Genomic DNA, 17945 nt, shown 5'->3' with positions numbered 1-17945 from the left:
TACTACGCGCGAGATGCCGAACAGTCGGGAAAACCACACCATGAAAATGTATAAAGATATGCCGGACGCGATAGGGAATACGCCGCTGATCCGGCTCCGCCGCGCCTCGGAGGAGACGGGCTGCGAGATTTACGGCAAGGCCGAATTCATGAATCCGGGCCAGTCGGTCAAGGACCGCGCGGCGCTCTGGATCATCCGCGACGCGGTCGCGCGGGGGGTGCTTAGGCCCGGCGGGGTGATCGTGGAGGGAACGGCGGGCAACACCGGCATTGGCCTCGCGCTGGTCGGCGCCGCCATGGGATTCCGGACCGTCATCGTCATCCCCGAGACGCAGAGCCAGGAGAAGAAAGACATGATCCGCCTCGCCGGGGCGGAGCTGGTCGAGGTGCCGGCGAAGCCCTATCGGAACCCCAACAATTTCGTGCGCTACTCCGGCCGTCTCGCCGAAGCCCTGGCGAAGACGGATCCGAACGGCGCGATCTGGGCGAATCAGTTCGACAACATCGCCAATCGCCAGGCGCATATCGAGACGACCGGCCCCGAGATTTGGGCGGAAACCGACGGCAAGGTCGACGGCTTCATTTGCGCAGTCGGCTCCGGCGGCACGCTGGCCGGGGTCGCGGCTGCGCTTCGCGCGAAGAATCCCGATGTGAAGATCGGTCTCGCCGACCCGATGGGCGCGGCGCTCTTTAACTGGTATGCTCATGGCGAGTTGAAGGCCGAAGGGTCTTCTATCACCGAGGGGATCGGGCAGGGCCGGATCACCGCAAATCTGGAGGGGCTCAAAGTCGACATGCCCTATCGGATCCCCGATGATGAGGCGCTTCCGCTTGCTTTCAGACTCCTGTCCGAAGAGGGACTCTGCGTTGGCGGCTCCTCCGGGGTCAACGTCGCCGGGGCGATCAGGATGGCGCGCGATATGGGGCCGGGCCACACCATCGTCACGGTGCTTTGCGACTATGGCGCGCGATACCAGTCCCAACTCTTCAACGCGACGTTTCTGGCCTCCAAGAACCTGCCGTTGCCGGAATTCCTGACGCGCGATGCGTCTGATCTTCCGAAAGTGTTCGAGGAGGTCGATGAAACCTGATCCGGAACGCTGCGCCGACGGCGTGGGCCGGACAGTCCGCGCAGCCGCATCGGCCGTTATCGGATTATGGCTCGCCTTTCTCGTCGTCGCGAGCGTCGCGGCGCAGCAACTGCCGGAAGATTTTCTCTCCTCCGTTCAGAAGATGGAGGAGAGCAGCCACTCGGAGGTCTGGAGCGAGTGGGACCGACAGGCCGAAAAGGCCGAGGCCGCCATTGACTCCGGAGAAGGCGCGGGGCCGGAATTTGACGCCATTCGGAGCGATCTCGAAGCGCAAAAAACCAATGGGAAGGCGATTTCCGAGGCCGCTGAGACGGCGATCACCCGGCTGACGCGCGAGCAATCGGCGCTCGGCCCGCCGCCCGCGGACGGTGAGACGGAATCCGTCGACGCCGCGAAGCTGAGAGGCGAACTGGCGCAGCGGATCACGGGCGCGAGGGCGCTGCAAGTGCGCGCCGAACGCGCGATCAACCGCGCGGACGAACTGCTCGCGCGCCTCACCGGGGTGGCGCAGCGCCATTTCCTGGAGCAAATGACCACGCTTGGCCCGAGCCCGGCGAATCCGGCGAACTGGCTCGCCGCATTCGAGGCGGGCCGGGACGCTCTCGGCCGGCTCGCCGCCGAGGCGGCGCGGAACTTCGATGACCCGACGGAGCGCGGCATACTGCGCGAGCGCGCGCCCATCGCCATCGTCGCCTTTCTTTTCGCCGGCGCGTTCGGGTTCGGCCTGCGTGGGCTGGTCATGGCCCTGATGCGCCGCGCCGCGCAGAGCGCCGGAGGGCGGGCGCGCCGGCTCCTGCTCGGGATCGGCGCCGCGCTGGCGCGCTTTATAACGCTTCTGCTGATCGCGGTGACGCTCCTTGTTGGCGTGGTTTCGCTCGGGCTCTTCGACGTTGTGGGCGAGGCGATACTGAAGGGCGCCATGTCGGGGTTCGCGCAGTTCATCGCCATTTTCGTCATGGCGGCGGCGTTCTTCTCCCCGGAATCGTCCGCGATGCGGCTGGCGGCGCTGGACAATCGCGCCGCCGTCGCCGGCTACCGGGCCGCGCTGTTGATCGGAGCGTCGCTCCTCCTTGACGCGGTATTCACCGGCCCGCGGGACGTGCTGAACGCGCCGGCGGGGGCGAGCGCGGTGGCGTCGTTCACGGCGATCGTCATCGGCGCATTCGGCCTCTGGCGGCTCGCTTCGGTCACGGGGCGGCCGACCGCGTCGACCGATGTCGAAGCCACCTCGCACTATCTGGCGCAGGCCCTGCGCCGGATGATCTGGGGGGTGGCGCTGGCGGCGCCTGTGCTTGCGCTGATCGGCTATGAATTCGCCGCGCGCTTCGTCTTTTTTCCCTTCGTCGCTTCGCTTGTCCTGATCGGTGTCGGCTACCTGATCTTCCGTGTCGCGGGCGAAGCGGTGGATATCCGGCTTGAGTCCGATGAGGCCGTCGCGCCGGCTGCGGCGGAGGCGGGTGACGAGAGTGGCGACGAGAACGTCGCGCCGGGTCAGCCGCTGCGGCTGATCCCGATTCTCGTCGTGCTTGTTCTGATCTGCGTTGGAACGCCGATCCTCGCGCTGATCTGGGGGGCGAGCACCACGGATCTCATGGCCGTCTACCGGAGCGTGGCGCGGGGCGTGGTCATCGGCGATTTCTCGATCTCGCCGGGCGCGTTCGTCGCGTTCGCGCTGATCGTCGCCATCGGCTACATGCTGACCCGCGCCCTGCAGCGCATTCTCAGATACACGATCCTGCCGAAGACCGGCATGTCCACCGGAGGGGCGGAGGCGCTGGTTTCCGGGCTCGGCTATGTCGGCGTGATGATCGCGATCGTCGTCGCGATTTCAGCCGCCGGGATCGATCTCTCCAGTCTCGCCCTCGTCATCGGCGCGCTCGGCGTCGGCGTCGGACTCGGCCTGCAGAACATCGTCAGCAATTTCGTCTCCGGGATCGTTCTGCTGATCGAGCGGCCGATCAAGGTCGGCGACTGGATCGAGGTCGCCGGCGTCCACGGCTATGTCCGCAAGGTCAATGTCCGCTCCACCGTGATCGACACGTTCGACCGCTCGAGCTATATCCTGCCGAATTCCGACCTGATCTCCGGCGCGGTGACCAACTACACGCTTTCCGACAAGATCGGGCGCGTGATCGTGCCGGTCGGCGTCGCTCGAGGCGCCAATACGCAGCAGGTCGAGCGCATATTGCTGGAGGTCGGCCGCAAGCATCGTATGGTCATGGCCTACCCGGCGCCAGTCGCCTATTTCATTGAGTTCGGTGAGAGCGTGCTGGCGTTTGAACTGCGCGTGATGATCCGCGACATCAACTGGATCCTCATGGTGCGGAGCGAGTTGAACCACCAGATCAACGCTCGCTTCCGGGAGGCGGGAATCGAGATCGCCTTTCCGCAGCGTGACCTGCGCATCCGCGATCTTGGCCCGCTGGAGGCCGCGCTGGCGACATCGCTCCACGGGCGCGCGCCGGAGCCTTCGGCGGGAGATCGAGTTGACGCTCGCCCTGCGGGCGCGAGCCAAACCGACCCTTAACATCAGGAGACCCTAATGACCGAGCCGCTCTTCCGCGACGACGCCTATCTGACGCGCTGCGAGGCTACCGTAACCGCAATCACCGCCGAGGGCGGCCTAATCCTCGACCGCACGGTCTTCTATCCGACCGGAGGCGGGCAGCCGGGCGATTCCGGAACGCTCAGGACCGGAAGCGCCGTCATCCCGATCACCGAAGCGGTGAAGGGCGAAGCGGGCGCGATTGTTCATCTTCCCGCCGCAGGGGCGCCCGCGCAGGAGGTTGGCGCGGCGGTGGAGGCTGAGATCGACGCCGACACGCGCGCCCGCTATCGGCGCGTCCATACCTGCCTGCACCTCCTCTCCGTCGTCATCCCGCTCCCGGTCACCGGCGGGCAGGTTGGCGCGGCGAAAGGAAGGCTGGATTTCGACATGCCGGAGGCGCCGGAGAACCGGGACGGGATCGAGGCTCGCCTCAACGCGCTGATCGCCGGGGGGCACAAGGTGACGGAGGAATGGATAACCGATGCGGAGCTGGAGGCGAACCCGGCGCTGGTGAAGACCCTGACGGTGAAGCCGCCGATGGGGCAGGGCCGGGTGCGCCTCGTGCGGATCGGCGCCGGCGCCGGCACGGTCGATCTCCAGCCTTGCGGTGGCACTCATGTCCGCTCGACCGACGAGATCGGCCCGGTCAGGCTCGGCAAGATCGAGAAGAAGGGCAAGCGCAACCGCCGGGTGTATGTGCATCTGGCGGAATGAGGCGCGGATGAAGATCGCCATACGCCGGGCGCGGGCAGGGGAGGCGGCGGCGCTGACTGACCTCTCGATGCGCTCGAAAGCGTCGAACGGTTATGACGATGCGTTCATGAACGCCTGCCGGGCCGAACTGGAGGTGACGCCGGAACGCATGGCGTCGGCGGAATACTGGGTGGCGGCGGATGAGGCGATCCGCGGCTGCATCTCGCTCACCGCCAGCGAGGAACCGGGCGCGGGCGAAATCGGGGCCTTCTTCATCGATCCCGATTTCCAGCGGCGCGGAATTGGCCGGATGCTCTGGGATGCGGCGCGCCGCTCGGCGGAAGCGCGCGGATTCCGCGTTCTCCGGCTCGACTCGGATCCGTTCGCGGTTCCGTTCTATCAAACGCTCGGTTTCGCCATCGCCGGCGAGGTTGCGTCCGGGTCGATCCCGGGGCGGATCATCCCGCAGATGGAGATCAGGCTGAGTTAGGAGAAAGCGGGCCGCGCCTGCGCTATTCCGCGATCATCTCGTCGGAGCCGCCGGCCCGCGCCGGCAGGTCGCGATATTTCGGCAACCCGTCCTTCATGTCGACCATCCGCTGTCCGTAATGGACATGGGACCGGGGCCTGAATGCAAACCCCGGCAGGAGCGGCGGGTAGACGTCGATCAGGGCGCCGCCGTCGTTCACGGTCATGACCGCGCCGCCGCAGTGGACGCAATGACGGCGCACGGTCCCTTCGGTTCTCGAGAATGATGCGAGATCGGCCTCGCCCCTGGTCGCCTTCATCATCGCCGCCGGCCACAACGCAAAGGCGGTCACCGGCGTCGCCGACCAGGCCCGACAGTCGGCGCAGTGGCAAAACCCCTGGACGACCGGCTCACCGGTCGTCTCCACTTCGACGGTGCCGCAGAAGCAGGCGCCTTTGCAGGTGATCATCGCATCGCCCTTCTGCGTCCGGCAAGACGCAAAAGTCCGCCGCGCCCGCAATCAGCAGGCGGCGACGGCCCGCTTCGTCATCACCATCACCAGATGCGCCCGGTATTCGGGCGAGCCGTGAAGATCGCCGATCATGCCGTCCGCCGGCGGCGCCGCCGGAACCGCGTCGGGCGAGAACTTGCCCGAAAGCGCCTCCTCGGCTTCTGTCCAGCGGAAGACCCCGCCCTCGGAGGCCCCGGTGACTGCGACGCGGACGCCGGAAGCGGATTTCGCGACGAACACCCCGACCAGCGCGAAGCGTGAGGCCGGCTGCACGAATTTTTGGTAATTCGCCGCCTCCGGAACCGCGAAACTCACGCCGGTGACGATCTGGCCCTCTTCGAGCGCGGTGTCGAACATGCCCTGGAAGAAATCATCCGCCGCCACGTCGCCCGCCGAGGTGTGGATCGCCGCGTCGAGTGCGAGACAGGCTGCCGGATAGCAGGCCGAAGGATCGTTGTTCGCGACCGAGCCGCCGAGCGTGCCGCGATGGCGCACCGCCGGATCGCCGATATGGCCGGCGAGTGCGGCGAGCGCCGGAATCGCGCCCTTCACATCGGCGGATTCCGCCACTTCGTGATGGGTGCTCGCCCCGCCGATCTTCACCTTTCCGCCCGAGACCTCGATCCCCTTCAGCTCCGCGATCTTCGAGAGATCGACGAGCGCGGAGGGCTGCCCGAGTCGCGCCCTGAGCGTCGGGATCAGCGTCTGCCCGCCCGAGATCGGCTGCGCGTCCCCGGCCGAGAGCGCCTTCAGCGCATCGGAGACCGAGCCTGCTTTCACATATTCGAAATCATACATCTCTTTCTCCTCACTTCGCCGCTTCGATGGCCGACCAGACCCTTGCGGGACTGAGCGGCATGTCGATATGCGGCACGTTTATGCCGCCCGAATTGAGCGCGTCGAGCACAGCGTTGACGACGGTCGGCGGCGTGCCGATCGCCCCCGCCTCGCCACAGCCTTTCACGCCCAGCGGGTTATGGGTGCAGGGGGTTTGGCATGAATGGTCGACGGTGAATGACGGCAGATCGTCGGCCCGGGGCATGGCGTAATCCATGTATGAGCCGGAGACGAGTTGCCCGTTCGAGTCATAGACCGCGCCTTCGAGAAGCGCCTGCCCGACGCCCTGGCCGATCCCGCCATGAACCTGGCCGGAAACGACCATCGGGTTGATGATGTTGCCGAAATCGTCCGCCGCCGTGAACGCGAGGATATCCACCACGCCGGTCTCAGGGTCGACCTCCACCTCGCAGGCGTAGGCGCCGGCGGGGTAGGTGAAGTTGGACGGATCGTAGAACGCCGTCTCCTCCAGCCCCGGTTCGATCGACTCGAGCGGATAGTTGTGCGGCACGTAGGCGGCCAGCGCGACGGAGGCGAAATCGATCTTCTTGTCGGTGCCGGCGACGGTGAACTCGCCGTTCTTGAATTCGACATCCTCGACCGCCGCCTCCATCAGATGGGAGGCGATGCGCTTCGCCTTGGCGATGATCTTCTCCGCCGCCCGGACCATGGCGGAGCCGCCGACCGCGATCGAGCGCGAGCCATAGGTGCCCATGCCCATCGGCGTGCGCGCGGTGTCGCCGTGGACGATCTCGACCATGTCCTCCGGCATCCCGAACATTTCGGCGATGACCTGCGGGAAGGTCGTCTCGTGGCCCTGCCCGTGGCTGTGGCTGCCGGTCATCACCACGATCCCGCCGGCGGCGTTGACCCGCACCGTCGCGCTCTCGAACAGCCCGGCGCGGGCGCCGAGCTGACCCACGAGATTGGAGGGCGCGATGCCGCAGGCCTCGATATAGGAGGCGATTCCAAGTCCGCGCAGCTTGCCGCGCGCGGCGCTTTCGGCTTTCCGGGCTTCGAACCCTTTAAGGTCCGCGATCTCGACCAGCTTGTCCATCGTCGCGTGATAATCGCCTGTGTCATAGGCCACCGCGACTGGGGTCTGGTAGGGATAGGCGTCGGCGGGAATGAAGTTTCGCCGGCGGAGCTCCACCGGGTCGATCCCCATCTCGCGCGCCGCCTTGTCAACGACACGCTCCAACTGGAAGGTCGCCTCCGGCCGTCCGGCGCCGCGATAGGCGTCGACCGGCACTGTATTGGTGAAGACCGCCTTCACGTTGCAGTAGATCAACGGCGTCGTATAGGTGCCGGCCATCAGCGTGCCGTGCAGCCAGGTCGGCACCGAGGGCGCGAACGTGCTCAGATACGCCCCCATGTTCGCCAGCGTGTTGGTGCGGATGGCGAGGAACTTGCCTTCCGCGTCCAGCGCCAGCTCGATCTTGGTGACATGATCGCGTCCATGCGCGTCGGAGATGAACGCCTCGGAACGGTCCGCGGTCCACTTCACCGGCCGGTTCAGCGCTTTCGCCGCGAAGGTGCAGAGCGCCTCCTCCGCGTAATGGAAAATCTTCGTGCCGAATCCGCCGCCGACATCGGGCGCAATGACCCGCAGCTTGTGCTCCGGAATGCCGAGGACGAACGCCCCCATCAGCAGCCTGATGACATGCGGGTTCTGACTGGTGGTGTAGAGCGTCGATTCGCCCGAGGCGCGGTTGAAATCTCCGATGGCGACGCGTGGCTCCATCGGGTTCGCGATCAGCCGGTTGTTCACCAGCTCCAGCGTGGTGACGTGGTGGGCGCCCTTGATCGCTTCATCCACCGCTTCGCGGTTCTCCTCGACGAAACCCCAGTCGTAGCAGATGTTGTCGGGGGCCTCCTCATGCACCGCCGGGGCGTCGCCTCCGATCGCCGCCTTCATGTCGACGACGGCGGGCAGGTCCTCGATATCCACCTCGATCGCCTCGGCGGCGTCGCGCGCCTCCGCGAGGCTGTTCGCCACCACCGCCGCGATCGGGTCGCCGACATGGCGCACCTTGCCATGTGCGAGGACCGGATGGCGTGGCTCCTTCATCACTTCGCCGTTGCGCGAAGTGATCTGCCAGCCGCAGGGAATGCCGCCGACCTCGGCGAAATCCGCGCCGGTGAAGATCCTGACGACGCCGGGCATCGCCGCCGCCGCTTCGGTCTTCACCGCGTTCAGCTTTCCATGCGCCACCGTCGAGCGCAGGAAATAGACGTAAGCCTGTCCGGCGATGTTGATGTCGTCGGTGTAATTGCCGGCTCCGGTCAGGAACCGCACATCCTCGCGCCGCTTGATCGAGGCGCCGATACCGCTGTCTTTAGCCATGATCCCACCCCTATTCCGCCGCGACCATCGCGGCTGACGCCGCCTGGATCGACTTGACGATGTTGTGATAACCGGTGCAGCGGCAGATATTGCCCTCGAGATAGGCGCGGATCTCCGCCTCTGACGGGTTCGGATTGCGCTTCAGAAGATCGGCCGCCGTCATCACCATTCCGGGCGTGCAGAAACCGCACTGGAGACCGTGATTGTCCTGGAACGCCTGCTGAATCACGCCGAGCGTTCCATCCTCGTTCGCCATGCCCTCGATGGTCGTCACCTCCGCGCCATCGGCGGCGGCGGCGAGCATGTTGCAGGTCTTGACGCTGGCCCCGTCCACCTCTGCGACGCAGGCGCCGCATTGCGCGGTGTCGCAGCCGACATGGGTGCCGGTCAGGCCGAGATGCTCGCGCAGGAACTGCACGAGCAGCGTGCGGCCTTCGACCTCGCCCGATACCGCCTGGCCATTCACGGTCATGGAAATCTTCGGCATTTCATCCTCCCTGGATCTTCCCGGCCTCCGGAGAGACCGTCATCTCGGTTCCGCCCGCGCGCCTAGCCGGTGAAGCGCTTGAGCCATGATTTCTTCTCGGCGGCCGGCGCGTCAGCCGCCGGCGCCGCCTCGTCCGGTTCGCCCTCCACGACCTTCTGGAAGGTCGCGAAGAACTGGTCCGCCATCTTTTTCGCGAACCCGTCGATCAGCCGCGCGCCAAGTTGCGCGATCTTGCCGCCGATCTTGGCGTCAACCTCATAGGACAACTCGGTGCCGCCATCTTTCTCCTCAAGGCGGACATCGGCGCCGCCCTTGGCGAAGCCGGCCGCGCCGCCCTTGCCTTCGCCCGCGATGCGATAGCTTTCCGGAGCGTTGATCTCGGAAAGCTCGACCACGCCCTTGAAGGTGGCGGAGACCGGGCCGACCTTCTGCTTCACCGTCGCCTCGAACGATGTTTCGGAGGTTTTCGTCAGCTCCGTGCATCCCGGGATGCAGGCCTTCAGAACATCCGCGTCGTTCAGCGCCGCCCAGACCACGTCGCGCGGGGCGGATATCACACGGGCGCCGGATAGCTGCATGTTCGGGTCTCCTCGATCTCGCCGGTGAAACGCTAATCGAAAGCGCTTCCCCGGAACAAGCGTATTCGCGGAAAACTGCGCCTCAGAACAGCTTCGTCAAGACTTTCAGCTCCGGCGGCTCGCGCAGCATGGCGACGAGCGTGGCGATGTCGCCGCGTTCGGTGCGCCACGCCATATAGGCCTGCTGGCTTTCGATCCTGTCCCATTCCTCGTAGACGGTGACGGTTCTCGCCTCTGCGTCGCCGGCGGCGCGGATCAGCTCCGCCCCCTCGCGCTTTGCTGTGTCCGGCAGGATCGCCTGCATCGTCGCGGCAAGCTGGTCGTATTGGTCTTCGGCGGCCTTCAGCGTCAGAATGACGACGACGGACATGGCCTCTCTCCCTTCGAAATTGCAGCGCCATAATCGGCCCCGCTTTGCGCCGGAGGTCAATGGCGCCAAGGTGGATTCGGTCAGTTTCTAACGCTCGAAACAGACCGGCCGGATTTACGCCCGCCGGTCGCGCAACCACATGTTGCGCCCCGACTCCGTCTCTCTGCGATATGCGCTCGCCCGCGTTTGACGATTAGTCGGTTTTGAGAGTTGCAGTCGCCGCCGCCGCGTCGCAAAACCGTGATGATATGGAGGATACTCATGACCGATGTGCTTGCAGAGCTTGATCGCCGCCGCGCCGCCGCGCGTCTTGGCGGAGGTCAGCGACGGATCGACAGCCAGCACGCCAAGGGCAAGCTGACGGCGCGCGAGCGGATCGAACTGCTGCTCGACGAGGGCAGCTTCGAGGAATACGACATGTTCGTCGCGCACCGGGCGACGGATTTCGGCATGGATGCGGAGCATATCCCCGGCGACGGCGTCGTCACCGGTTGGGGCACGGTGAACGGCCGCATGGTCTATCTCTTTTCACAGGATTTCACCGTCTTCGGCGGCTCGCTTTCGGAGACGCACGCGCAGAAAATCTGCAAGATACAGGAGATGGCGCTCCGCAACGGCGCGCCGGTGATCGGGCTGAACGATTCCGGCGGCGCCCGGATCCAGGAGGGGGTGGCGTCGCTCGCCGGTTACGCCGACGTTTTCCAGAACAACATCATGGCCTCCGGCGTCGTGCCGCAGATCTCCGTCATCATGGGGCCCTGCGCCGGCGGCGCGGTCTATTCCCCGGCGATGACCGACTTCATCTTCATGGTCCGCGACTCATCCTACATGTTCGTCACCGGCCCGGACGTGGTGAAGACCGTGACCAACGAGGTGGTGACGGCGGAGGAGCTTGGCGGCGCCTCCACCCACACCCGCAAGTCCTCGGTCGCCGACGGCGCCTATGAGAACGACGTCGAGGCGCTGGCGGAGGTCCGCCGGCTGATCGACTTCCTGCCGCTCTCCAACCGCGAAACCCCGCCGGTCCGGCCGTTCTTCGACGACCCGGAGCGGATCGAGGAAAGTCTCGACACCCTCATCCCCGCCAATCCGAACACGCCCTACGACATGAAGGAGCTGATCCTGAAAGTCGCGGACGAGGCGGATTTCTTCGAGATTCAGGCGGACTTCGCGAAGAACATCGTCACCGGCTTCATCCGCATCGAGGGGCGCACGATCGGCGTCGTCGCCAACCAGCCGATGGTCCTCGCCGGTTGTCTGGATATCGACTCGTCCCGCAAGGCCGCGCGCTTCGTCCGGTTCTGCGACGCTTTCGAGATCCCGATCCTGACCTTTGTCGACGTCCCCGGCTTCCTGCCCGGCACCGGGCAGGAATATGGCGGCGTCATCAAGCACGGCGCCAAGCTGCTCTTTGCTTACGGAGAAGCGACGGTCCCGAAAGTCACCGTCATCACGAGGAAAGCCTATGGCGGCGCCTATGACGTCATGGCCTCAAAGCATCTGCGCGGCGACATGAACTACGCGTGGCCGACCGCCGAGATCGCGGTGATGGGCGCCAAGGGCGCGGTCGAGATCCTCTACCGGAGCGAACTCGGCGACCCCGAAAAGATCGCCGGCCGCGTGAAGGATTACGAAGCCCGCTTCGCCAACCCCTTCGTCGCCGCCGAAAAAGGCTTCATCGACGAGGTGATCCGCCCGCAATCGACCCGCCGCCGGGTAGCGCGCGCCTTCGCGGCGCTCAGGACGAAGAAGCTGAGCAACCCGTGGAAAAAGCACGATAACATTCCGTTGTGAGGGCCGGTTGCCGCAAACGTCGCAGCGGTCGGAACTGGAGGCGACCCGAATGCCGCAAATCGATCCGCATCCGAACTGGGAGGAGGGCCCCGGAATCTCCATCGAGCCGGATGTGGAGCGGGAGAAGTACCTCAGCCGAAGGGCCGCGGCTGAGCGCGACACGAAGGAGGCGAAGTTCCATATCGTCGCCAATGTCGGCGTGCTCGTCTTTCTGGTCGAGTTCTTCGGAAACGGTGGCGACGTCAACGTGATGGAGCACGACGGCGCCCGGATGACCTTCTGGATCCTTGTCGTCGGCGCTGCGGCGGCGAGTTTTGTCTACGCGTTCTCACATGCGCGGGCGCGATCGATCGATACGATCATGGCCGGCGATCTCGCGACCCACACCAAGGCCGCGCACTACTTCGTCAGGAGCCGGATCGTCTCTCAGGCGATGCTCCTCGGTTTCCTCATCTCGACGCTCGCGCTTGCGGTCGGTATCTTTCGAACCCTGACTAGCGGGTAGCGGACCGATGAACGGCGAAATGACGCGCTCCTAGAGTGGCGGCGGTCGACAAAGCGAAAGCGTTCGGTGAACAGATGACAAAACTCAACAAGAACCAGACTTTCGTCATTTCCCATGCGGACGATGGCAAATTCGAAGGCGCCGGCCTGCGCCCCTTCTTCGAATACCGGAAACTAGGCATCCATACCGCCACCGAAGGCGCCTATGACGCCCATGTCATCCGCGCGGTTCCGGGGATGGAGAGCCCCGGCGCCTGGCACACCCACGATCTGGATTTCCAGATGGTCTATGTGCTGAAGGGCTGGGTGGTGTTCGAGTATGAAGGCGAGGGGGAGCATCTTCTTCGCGCCGGCTCCTCGGTCCTTCAACCGCCCGGCATCAGGCATCGCGAGGTTCGCCATTCCGACGATCTGGAGCTTCTCGAAATCGTCTCCCCGGCCGATTTCGCGACCCATGACGCGGAGCCGCCGGGCTGATGGCGCGGCCGCAATCCGAAGTCGGGGCGGCGCATATCGCCGGGTTTCTCATGGGGTATAATGATACGTTTTCATTTGGAATCAAGGGCGTGACCATGCATAACCATGGTTATCCGCCGGCCGCGCCATGCTGAAACACAAGGGGATGCCCGGCCGCTTTCCCGGCACCGATCACCAGTTCACCATTCGCCACGGTGCGAAGAAGGTGACGCCGCTCACCGCCCGCCCGCGCCACGCCGACCGCAAGAAGGCCGATCTCGAAGTCGACGCCTTCTTTCTGGCCTCTCTCATCGACCTCTACGGCGAAGAGCCGTTCGAGCGCGGTAATCTCGACGCCGGCCGCCTTTCCTGGGTGTTCGGCCGCGAAATCGTCGCGGCGGAGCGCGACTTCGACCCGGCCTCCTACGAAGCGCTGCTGCGCGTCGATCTCACCGAGGTCGAAAAATCCTTCCCCGAGGCGCTGCCGCGATGATGTTTCGGAACATGACAGTTCCATAGGGAAGATGTGAAATTCGCGCGCACGTTTTCGCCATATTCACGCCTGATACACACCCTCGGATCATAGTGCGCCTTGAGGAGGGTATTCCATGCGTCTGGAACATGTCGTCGCCGGGGTCATCATCATCGTCGCGCTCACGGCCTGCGGCCACAGCCCCGAGCGTCGCGCACTCACCGGCGGCGGCATCGGCGCGGCGGCGGGCGCTGTCGGCACCGCCATCGTCGGCGGGCCGGTTCTCGCCGGCGCCGCGGTCGGCGCGGCGGCGGGCGCCGTCGTCGGCGCGGTCAGCGACCCGAGCAAGATCAATCTCGACTGAGGTTGCTCCGACCGTCGGGCTTACTCACCCGGCTGGATGAACAGTTTGAACAGCGTCTTTTGATCGGGAAGGCCGGTTTCCTCCAGGTCATGCGCTTTCTGAAAGGCGAGGAAGGCGTCGGAGGCGGTCTGGTCGAACTCCGCTTCCGCCGGGCCGGGGTCGAATCCTTCGGCCGCGAGCCGGCGCTTCGCCGCCGCGAGCACGTCCTCGTAGATCACGAAGCCGCGCTCGCCGCGCCGAACCCCTTCAAGATCCGACGGGGCGGGGAGGCGCATCGGCGCCATCTGCTGGATGAGACGCGCGAACGCGTCGAGAAACCGCGTCTCCTCCGGCATCTGGCCGCAGGCGGAGCGGGTCATGCCCAGTAGAGTCTCGGTCGATTGCCACGGCGCGAGGTCATAGGCGCCGGCGGTGAACTGGTTCAGCCCGGTAAGGTAGCCGGCGACCCAGCCGGCGTAATGCGAGAGATCACGGTTGCCTTCGTCCCAAGTCTTCAGGAACGCGCCGCAGGTCTGCGTCCCCGCATCCTTGATCGCGAAGGCGCCATCGGCGTCAGCCGCGCGCGCCGGGCTGAAATGCAGGAAAGCCGTCATGGCGACGGCGAGACTTCCGACGACCGCCCCCGCGGGGCGGCGCCCCGAGAGGACGGAGGGCGCGATGCGCGCCCTCCGCTCGTTTCGCATTCAGGCCGCCCGGACCATGCGCCGACGGCGCGCAACGAAGCCGATCCCGGCGAGACCGCCGAGATAGAGCAGCATCGAAGCCGGCAGCGGCACGGCGTTCATGTTCTCCGTGATCGGAGTCATTGTCACCACAGTCTGGAACGTCGAAGTGGTGAAGCTGACGCCGGTCGGGAAGGCGAGCTGGTTCAGCGGGTCGAGCATCAGCGACTCGTCGATTCCGGTCAGCGTGAAGAAGGTCGGGTTCAGACCGAAAATGTCGAAGAAATCGAGCGTCTGTCCGGCGGCGATGAGCGCCGTCTGGGCGCCGACCGTGATCAGGTAGCCGTCGATGTCGGCGACGGTGGCGAGCGAAGGCGCGGTCACGGTCGAGAATTCGGCGCCGCCGCTGACTTCATACTCGTAGCCGACCGCGACCGGCGGATCGATCCACGCGGTCTCGCCCGCATTGACGCCATCGGGAATCTCGATCACGAAAGCGTCTGTCTCTGGATCCGGCGGATTGCTCGGCAGGATCGGGTCGAACTCGGTGACGCCGACGCCGGCGCCGCCGCCATCATCGGGCTTGGCGAAGAAGCTGGAGAGATAGACCGTCGAGTCATAACCGTCGTCGCCAGTGTCGGCGAGGATGATGCTGAAACTGTTCGCCGCGCTTGGGTTGATCGGCACGTCGAAGCGCAGCACCGGGCTGCCGTTCGGCGCGAGAACGCCGTTCAGCTCGGTCCCTTCGATGGGCGCGAAATCTGGATGATCGATGTTGATCGGCAGGAGCGCGTCGCCCGGCTGCCCGCCCGTCTGAAGCGCGCCGGCGACATTCTGGCCGTTGACGTAGAGGCCGAACCCGTCATTGAAGCCGCTGTCCACGAATTCCGGATACTCCTCCGAGCCGAAGGTCGCGAAGAAGGTGACGGTCTCCGCCGCGGTTTCGGCGAAGAAGTCGATATCGAGCTGGACGACGTCGTAATGCTCGTTCTCGCCGGTGATCGGGTTGAGCAGCTCGTGCTGCGCCGGCGTAGCCGAGCCGAAAAACTCGTCACCGATCGAGATCGGGCCGCCAGAGCCGCCGCCTTCGGATTCGCCGCCATCGTCATCGAGCTCGAAATTGCCGAAGGAGCCCGATGTGCTGTCGCTCTGGTTCGGTCCGGTCTCGTAATCCGAAACATAGCCGGTCGAGAGCACAATGCCGGCGTTCGGCAGCCCGTAGGTGCCGGCGAGATTGGTGTAGAGCCCGGCCTGCCCGAAATCGCCGGACAGGCTGGTGTTGGTGATGCTCAGGTCGGTGTTGATGAAGAGCGAACTGGCCAGCGCGCCGGCATTGTCCGTCTCCGTAATGCTAAGCGCCGAAGCCGGTGCGGCGAGCGCACCAACGGCCAACGCCGCAGCGGCGGAGCAGAATGCGGTCCTCATGTGGTCCCCCAGTGAAGGTGTCTAACGTACTCGATGGTCGGACACAGGTCGGATACAGACAAACATTCGAAGATTGTTAGCATATTTTTCGCAGACGGTTCCTGTGCATAATGTCACACTGGCGCGCGCGGCGTCGGAACGTGTCGAGACGGGCGCGGCTGGACCCGGTCGCGGAAAATAATAGAAAGGGGGCGGCGACGTCTCCGACTGAGGCCGCGCCGCGCCGCATCAAGCCAAGAGGGACCGCCGGATGTTCAAGAAGATCCTGATCGCCAATCGCGGAGAGATCGCCTGCCGGGTCATCAAGACCGCGAAGAAGATGGGGATCGCGACGGTCGCGGTCTATTCGGACGCCGACCGGGGCGCGCTGCATGTGCGGATGGCGGACGAGGCGGTGCATATCGGTCCGGCGCCGGCGAACCAGTCCTATATCGTCATCGATAAGATCATGGCCGCGATCCGCGAGACCGGCGCCGAAGCGGTGCATCCGGGCTATGGGTTTCTGAGCGAGAACCGCCTTTTCGCAGAGGCGCTGGAGAAGGAGGGCGTCGCGTTTATCGGCCCGCCGGCCGGCGCCATCGAGGCCATGGGCGACAAGATCACCTCCAAGAAGCTGGCGGCGGAGGCTGGGGTCAGCACCGTTCCCGGACATATGGGGCTGATCGCGGATGCCGGGGAAGCTGTGAAGATCGCCAGCGATATCGGCTATCCGGTGATGATCAAGGCATCGGCCGGCGGCGGCGGGAAGGGGATGCGGATCGCCTGGAACGACGACGAGGCGCGTGAAGGCTTCGAATCGTCCAAGAACGAGGCGGCGTCGTCATTCGGCGATGACCGCATCTTCATCGAGAAATTCGTCACGCAACCCCGGCATATCGAGATTCAGGTGCTGGGCGACAAACATGGCGCCTGCCTCTGGCTCAATGAGCGCGAATGCTCGATCCAGCGTCGGAACCAGAAGGTGATCGAGGAGGCGCCCTCGCCCTTTCTCGACGCCGGGACGCGGCGGGCGATGGGCGAACAGGCCGTCGCGCTGGCGAAGGCGGTCGATTACTGCTCCGCCGGGACGGTGGAGTTCATCGTCGATGGTGAACGAAACTTCTATTTCCTAGAGATGAACACGAGGCTTCAGGTTGAACATCCGGTGACCGAACTGATCACCGGGATCGATCTTGTCGAGCAGATGATCCGCGTGGCGAACGGCGAGAAACTGGCGATGAGCCAGGCGGATATCAGCATCAACGGCTGGGCGCTTGAAAGCCGGCTCTACGCCGAGGACCCCTATCGCGGCTTCCTGCCTTCGATCGGCCGGCTCAGCCGTTATCGCCCGCCGGAAGAGGTGGAGGGGCGCGTCCGAAACGACACCGGGGTGTTCGAAGGCGGCGAAATCTCCATGTTCTACGACCCGATGATCGCCAAGCTCTGCACATGGGGCGAAACGCGGAGCGCGGCGATCGATGAGATGCGCGGCGCGCTCGACTCGTTCGAGGTTGAAGGGATCGGCCATAACCTCCCCTTCCTTTCCGCCGTCATGGACCACCAGAAATTCATCGCCGGCGAAATGACCACCGCCTTCATCGCCGAGGAATGGCCCGACGGGTTTGCAGGCGCGACGCTCGGCGACGCGACGCTCCGTCAAATCGCGGCGGCGGCGGCGGCGATGCACCGCGTGGCGGAGATTCGCCGGGCGCGGGTTTCCGGGCGGATGTCGAATCATGAGCGGAAGGTCGGGCGCGACTGGTCGGTCACCCTGCAGGGGGTGGAGATGCGAGTCACTATTGACGCTGATCCCGAGGGCGCGACGGTCGGGTTCGAGGATGGTGGGCGCCATCGCGTCGTGTCCGACTGGATGCCGGGCAAGAGCCTCGCGGTGATCAGGGTGGATGGCGAGCGGCTGGCGCTGAAGGTCGACAAGATCGTATCCGGATTTCGTATCCGGCACCGCGGCGCCGATCTGAAAGTGCATGTGCGCACACCGCGTCAGGCGGAACTTGCGGCGCTGATGCCCGAGAAGGTCGCTGCGGACACCTCGAAACTGCTCCTCTGCCCGATGCCGGGGCTCGTCGTCTCGATCCGGGTTGCGGTTGGCGACGAGGTGCAGGAAGGGCAGGCGCTTTGCACCGTCGAAGCGATGAAGATGGAGAACGTGCTGCGGGCGGAGCGAAAATCCACTGTTTCGGAAATCTGCGTCGAGGCGGGGGCCAGCCTCGCGGTCGACGAGATCATCATGAAATTTGAATAGGTGATCGCCGGCGCCAATTCGGGAGGCGCGTCCGGATCGGACCGAACAGTTCGCACTGCGTCAATGCGGGCGAATACGCCTCCGCCGCGTCCTCGA

Annotated in this window: 18 protein-coding genes; 10 read left to right on the top strand and 8 right to left on the bottom strand. The window is 65.2% G+C overall.

Annotation, left to right across the window (positions count from 1 at the left end):
* Nucleotides 1–40 precede the first annotated feature (40 nt).
* Genes G5B40_RS11165 through G5B40_RS11150 form a run of 4 tightly spaced genes read left to right on the top strand, consistent with a single transcriptional unit; the run spans nt 41 to nt 4821 of the window.
* A complete protein-coding gene (locus G5B40_RS11165; protein WP_165098546.1) occupies nt 41–1090 on the top strand; it encodes a cysteine synthase A in 1050 nt (349 codons plus the stop codon).
* Nucleotides 1080–3617, top strand: a complete 2538-nt coding sequence (locus G5B40_RS11160) for a DUF3772 domain-containing protein (RefSeq protein WP_165098543.1) — start codon at nt 1080–1082, stop codon at nt 3615–3617. The genes G5B40_RS11165 and G5B40_RS11160 overlap by 11 nt, the downstream gene beginning before the upstream one ends.
* Nucleotides 3618–3632: 15 nt before the next feature.
* Nucleotides 3633–4352 carry an alanyl-tRNA editing protein gene (locus tag G5B40_RS11155; protein ID WP_165098541.1) on the top strand — a complete coding sequence of 240 codons (720 nt, stop codon included), beginning with the start codon at nt 3633–3635 and terminating at the stop codon, nt 4350–4352.
* 7 nt (nt 4353–4359) lie between these two features.
* Complete coding sequence (locus tag G5B40_RS11150) at nt 4360–4821, top strand: GNAT family N-acetyltransferase (RefSeq protein WP_165098538.1); 462 nt, start codon at nt 4360–4362, stop codon at nt 4819–4821.
* Between the two features lie 22 nt (nt 4822–4843).
* Here G5B40_RS11150 and G5B40_RS11145 read toward each other — a convergent pair whose 3' ends face one another.
* From G5B40_RS11145 to G5B40_RS11120, 6 genes are all read right to left on the bottom strand, one after another.
* Nucleotides 4844–5269 carry a GFA family protein gene (locus G5B40_RS11145; RefSeq protein ID WP_165098535.1) on the bottom strand — a complete coding sequence of 142 codons (426 nt, stop codon included), beginning with the start codon at nt 5267–5269 and terminating at the stop codon, nt 4844–4846.
* Between the two features lie 51 nt (nt 5270–5320).
* The gene (locus G5B40_RS11140) at nt 5321–6109 is read right to left on the bottom strand and encodes an FAD binding domain-containing protein (protein ID WP_165098532.1); all 789 of its coding nucleotides are present in this window, start codon (nt 6107–6109) and stop codon (nt 5321–5323) included.
* A gap of 10 nt (nt 6110–6119) precedes the next feature.
* Nucleotides 6120–8495 (bottom strand): xanthine dehydrogenase family protein molybdopterin-binding subunit, encoded by a 2376-nt coding sequence (locus tag G5B40_RS11135; protein ID WP_165098529.1) that lies wholly within the window; start codon nt 8493–8495, stop codon nt 6120–6122.
* Nucleotides 8496–8505: 10 nt separating this feature from the next.
* Nucleotides 8506–8982, bottom strand: a complete 477-nt coding sequence (locus G5B40_RS11130) for a (2Fe-2S)-binding protein (RefSeq protein ID WP_165098527.1) — start codon at nt 8980–8982, stop codon at nt 8506–8508.
* Between the two features lie 62 nt (nt 8983–9044).
* Nucleotides 9045–9560: an SRPBCC family protein gene (locus G5B40_RS11125; protein ID WP_165098525.1), complete on the bottom strand. Its 516-nt coding sequence runs from the start codon at nt 9558–9560 to the stop codon at nt 9045–9047.
* A gap of 82 nt (nt 9561–9642) precedes the next feature.
* Entirely contained in the window at nt 9643–9930 is a 288-nt protein-coding gene (locus tag G5B40_RS11120; RefSeq protein ID WP_165098523.1) for a putative quinol monooxygenase, read from the bottom strand.
* 261 nt (nt 9931–10191) lie between these two features.
* Here G5B40_RS11120 and G5B40_RS11115 point away from each other — a divergent pair, with 261 nt between their 5' ends.
* From G5B40_RS11115 to G5B40_RS11095, 5 genes are all read left to right on the top strand, one after another.
* Nucleotides 10192–11724: an acyl-CoA carboxylase subunit beta gene (locus G5B40_RS11115; RefSeq protein ID WP_165098521.1), complete on the top strand. Its 1533-nt coding sequence runs from the start codon at nt 10192–10194 to the stop codon at nt 11722–11724.
* 49 nt (nt 11725–11773) lie between these two features.
* Complete coding sequence (locus tag G5B40_RS11110) at nt 11774–12229, top strand: hypothetical protein (protein ID WP_165098519.1); 456 nt, start codon at nt 11774–11776, stop codon at nt 12227–12229.
* Between the two features lie 74 nt (nt 12230–12303).
* The gene (locus G5B40_RS11105) at nt 12304–12705 is read left to right on the top strand and encodes a cupin domain-containing protein (protein WP_165098517.1); all 402 of its coding nucleotides are present in this window, start codon (nt 12304–12306) and stop codon (nt 12703–12705) included.
* Between the two features lie 127 nt (nt 12706–12832).
* The gene (locus G5B40_RS11100) at nt 12833–13177 is read left to right on the top strand and encodes a hypothetical protein (RefSeq protein ID WP_165098515.1); all 345 of its coding nucleotides are present in this window, start codon (nt 12833–12835) and stop codon (nt 13175–13177) included.
* 115 nt (nt 13178–13292) lie between these two features.
* Nucleotides 13293–13520, top strand: a complete 228-nt coding sequence (locus G5B40_RS11095; protein ID WP_165098513.1) for a hypothetical protein — start codon at nt 13293–13295, stop codon at nt 13518–13520.
* Between the two features lie 20 nt (nt 13521–13540).
* Here G5B40_RS11095 and G5B40_RS11090 read toward each other — a convergent pair whose 3' ends face one another.
* Nucleotides 13541–14203, bottom strand: coding sequence for a peptidoglycan-binding domain-containing protein (locus G5B40_RS11090; RefSeq protein ID WP_165098511.1), 663 nt, complete (start codon nt 14201–14203; stop codon nt 13541–13543).
* Nucleotides 14204–15607 carry a choice-of-anchor L domain-containing protein gene (locus G5B40_RS11085; protein WP_165098509.1) on the bottom strand — a complete coding sequence of 468 codons (1404 nt, stop codon included), beginning with the start codon at nt 15605–15607 and terminating at the stop codon, nt 14204–14206.
* 250 nt (nt 15608–15857) lie between these two features.
* On the opposite strand from G5B40_RS11085, the gene G5B40_RS11080 reads away from it, so the two are divergent.
* A complete protein-coding gene (locus G5B40_RS11080; RefSeq protein ID WP_165098506.1) occupies nt 15858–17849 on the top strand; it encodes an acetyl-CoA carboxylase biotin carboxylase subunit in 1992 nt (663 codons plus the stop codon).
* Nucleotides 17850–17945: the final 96 nt, after the last annotated feature.

This window comes from Pikeienuella piscinae, from assembly GCF_011044155.1.
Classification (GTDB): domain Bacteria; phylum Pseudomonadota; class Alphaproteobacteria; order Rhodobacterales; family Rhodobacteraceae; genus Pikeienuella; species Pikeienuella piscinae.
Note: the sequence above shows the minus strand (reverse complement) of the source record. Positions and strands in the feature narration are given on the sequence as shown.

Excerpts from the sequence above, each read along its gene's own strand:
- G5B40_RS11165 (WP_165098546.1), top strand. The coding sequence starts at position 41 with ATGAAAATGTATAAAGATATGCCGGACGCGATAGGGAATACGCCGCTG.
- G5B40_RS11160 (WP_165098543.1), top strand. The coding sequence starts at position 1,080 with ATGAAACCTGATCCGGAACGCTGCGCCGACGGCGTGGGCCGGACAGTC.
- G5B40_RS11155 (WP_165098541.1), top strand. The coding sequence starts at position 3,633 with ATGACCGAGCCGCTCTTCCGCGACGACGCCTATCTGACGCGCTGCGAG.
- G5B40_RS11150 (WP_165098538.1), top strand. The coding sequence starts at position 4,360 with ATGAAGATCGCCATACGCCGGGCGCGGGCAGGGGAGGCGGCGGCGCTG.
- G5B40_RS11145 (WP_165098535.1), bottom strand. The coding sequence starts at position 5,269 with ATGATCACCTGCAAAGGCGCCTGCTTCTGCGGCACCGTCGAAGTGGAG.
- G5B40_RS11140 (WP_165098532.1), bottom strand. The coding sequence starts at position 6,109 with ATGTATGATTTCGAATATGTGAAAGCAGGCTCGGTCTCCGATGCGCTG.
- G5B40_RS11135 (WP_165098529.1), bottom strand. The coding sequence starts at position 8,495 with ATGGCTAAAGACAGCGGTATCGGCGCCTCGATCAAGCGGCGCGAGGAT.
- G5B40_RS11130 (WP_165098527.1), bottom strand. The coding sequence starts at position 8,982 with ATGCCGAAGATTTCCATGACCGTGAATGGCCAGGCGGTATCGGGCGAG.
- G5B40_RS11125 (WP_165098525.1), bottom strand. The coding sequence starts at position 9,560 with ATGCAGCTATCCGGCGCCCGTGTGATATCCGCCCCGCGCGACGTGGTC.
- G5B40_RS11120 (WP_165098523.1), bottom strand. The coding sequence starts at position 9,930 with ATGTCCGTCGTCGTCATTCTGACGCTGAAGGCCGCCGAAGACCAATAC.
- G5B40_RS11115 (WP_165098521.1), top strand. The coding sequence starts at position 10,192 with ATGACCGATGTGCTTGCAGAGCTTGATCGCCGCCGCGCCGCCGCGCGT.
- G5B40_RS11110 (WP_165098519.1), top strand. The coding sequence starts at position 11,774 with ATGCCGCAAATCGATCCGCATCCGAACTGGGAGGAGGGCCCCGGAATC.
- G5B40_RS11105 (WP_165098517.1), top strand. The coding sequence starts at position 12,304 with ATGACAAAACTCAACAAGAACCAGACTTTCGTCATTTCCCATGCGGAC.
- G5B40_RS11100 (WP_165098515.1), top strand. The coding sequence starts at position 12,833 with ATGCTGAAACACAAGGGGATGCCCGGCCGCTTTCCCGGCACCGATCAC.
- G5B40_RS11095 (WP_165098513.1), top strand. The coding sequence starts at position 13,293 with ATGCGTCTGGAACATGTCGTCGCCGGGGTCATCATCATCGTCGCGCTC.
- G5B40_RS11090 (WP_165098511.1), bottom strand. The coding sequence starts at position 14,203 with ATGCGAAACGAGCGGAGGGCGCGCATCGCGCCCTCCGTCCTCTCGGGG.
- G5B40_RS11085 (WP_165098509.1), bottom strand. The coding sequence starts at position 15,607 with ATGAGGACCGCATTCTGCTCCGCCGCTGCGGCGTTGGCCGTTGGTGCG.
- G5B40_RS11080 (WP_165098506.1), top strand. The coding sequence starts at position 15,858 with ATGTTCAAGAAGATCCTGATCGCCAATCGCGGAGAGATCGCCTGCCGG.